General features: G+C 63.9%; 1 protein-coding gene. It reads right to left on the bottom strand.

What is annotated here, in order from left to right:
- On the bottom strand, positions 1-2,135 hold a 2,135-nt coding region (locus FJZ36_19070; protein ID MBM3217001.1), incomplete at its 3' end, for a DUF5060 domain-containing protein.
- Positions 2,136-2,259 lie beyond the last annotated feature (124 nt).

Below are 2,259 nucleotides of genomic sequence, written 5' to 3'. Positions count from 1 at the left end.
GCGGCGTCGGACCAGCCGTCTCCATCGTTGTCCAGGTCGGCGTTGTCACCGATGCCATCGCCGTCCGCGTCGCGCCACTCTTTCGGGTCATTCGGGAATGCATCCCAGGGAACCGCCTCGGCGCGCTTGACCCCGTCTCCGTCGAAATCGCGCTCCTCGTGGTCCGGCGCTCCGTTCTCGTTGTGATCGTCTCCGACGCCGTCGCCATCGTCGTCGGCATCCAAAACGTCTCCGATCAGGTCGCCGTCAGCATCCGCCCATTCGGATGGGTCGAGCGGAAACGCGTCGGAGGCGTCGGGCACGCCGTCGTTGTCGTCGTCCGGGTCGATGTCATTCGCCAGTCCGTCGCCGTCCACGTCGGGCGCGCTGTCGGGTGTGACGAGGAGCGCGAGGTCAACCACGAAGTCCGGCGCGGTGAGGGTTCGCCCGCCCTCCCGAACCGCTTCACGACCGAAGATCGCCGCCGTCTCCGGTGAATACCAGTAGGCGACCGCGTCCGCTGGTACGTCCAGCGTCACGCGCAAGCCCTTCACGGATGAGTCATGGTCGGCGAAGTGGTGCAGGTAGACGCCTGCCCGCGTCGGCGACGCTAGACCGTATGCGCGCACGGAATCGGGCTCCGAGACCGTCACGCCAACCGGGGCGATGTCACCGTCCAGTGCATAGGAGAACGACTGAAGGGCTCGAACGTATTCCCGCTCATGCGGGCCCAACCACTGGTTCATGAAGTGCCCGTCGCGCGCGTAGCTCGTGTTCCAGAACACGAACGCGATCTCGTTGAAGAACGCGCTCCAGAGCCGCAGCCTCATTCGGCGCGCCGAGCCGAAATCCCAGACACCTCCCACGCCGATGGGTCGGGACTTCGGATCGACGTAGTTCCCCTGCTCGCCGACGATGACGGGCTTGCCTCGCTTCTTCCACTCCGTCGCGCGTGCCGCCGTGATCTCGTCGGAGCGGCGCTCGTCCTCGTTCTGGTACCAGTGAGGAGCGTTCACCTCGATGCCCGCGATCTCGGGGCGTTCCCAGCTCGTCGTGATCGGATGATGGTACGGGTCGATGGACGCGAGAAACGGGATGAGACGGTCGTACCACGCGTTGTCCGCCTTCTGTTCGTTCAGGAACTCCCAGAAGTCCACGTAGGCTCCCCACCGGTTCACCGAGTACTGGATGAATCGTTCGACCTTCTCCATCCCCTCGGCATTCTGCGGTTCCTCGGCGAATACGCCCTGGTAACCGAAGATACCGTAGAACACGCGCTGCCCGTACTTGCGGACGTGGCGCAGAAGCTCGTCCGTCATGACGCCTTCCTGCACCGAGTAGTGATCCAGATCGCGGTACAGGGAATAGGAGCAGTTCGCCTGCGAGAAGCGGAACAGGTTGAACCCGCTCTGAGCGTAACGGCGGAAGTAGACATCCATGTTCTGAGGGTTCTCGGACGGTCCGCGCACGTAAAGGGGGCCCGGTGGAAGCTCGACAAGATCGGTTCGGTCGGTGCGGAAGGGCCCTTCGAGCGATGCGCCGTCGAGGATGGTTCCCGTGCCGTCTCCGTCGCCGATGCATTCCTGCAAGCCCACGGGGAAAAAGGGCGAGCCGTCATCGAACACCCAACGGAAGGGGTTCGTCCGGCTCCGACGAACGAAACCGGGGTTCGGCATGCGCCCTACGATGCACCGGAACGATCCCTCGGAGCGCGACTTTTCGCCGTGGACGCTTCGGAACAGCGCCGTGTACGTCCATTCGCCGGTTTCCCACGGAGCGAACCGCGCCTTCCACACATCCTGCTTGGTGAACCGGTAATCGACGTGTCGTCGTCCGTTCGCATCCTTCGTCACCAGTATCTCCGGCGGCTCCGACGAGCCGTAATGGAACCCGCCGACCGTCACGGTCGTTCCGCTTGGCGACGTGAACGAGGCATCGATCGACACATCGAAGAAGGGGTTGTCGTACCTTCGGTCATGGTGGAACGTCAGCTCAAACACCTCGTACCGCGGCACGACCTTCGTGTTCGCCTCCACCGAGACATCCACGCCGGTCGGATCCGCCGCGCTGCCGCCGGTGAGAGCCGCGATGCCGAGCAGGACGACACACCGCAGTGTCCAAGCGAGTACGCGGTAACGCATGTCGTTGCCCTCCATCCGGTCGTCGAGCCTGTCGTTGCTTCGCCCATAGAGTGATGCCGAAACCGATCAAGCGCAACGCACCATCTACGCGTGCGATCGAGGCGCATCGCCTGTATCATGGGGAGCTGGGTCGCACGAG

The sequence above is a fragment of the Candidatus Poribacteria bacterium genome (genome assembly GCA_016866785.1).
Taxonomy (GTDB): Bacteria; Poribacteria; WGA-4E.
This window is presented reverse-complemented; position numbering and strand designations above follow the sequence as displayed.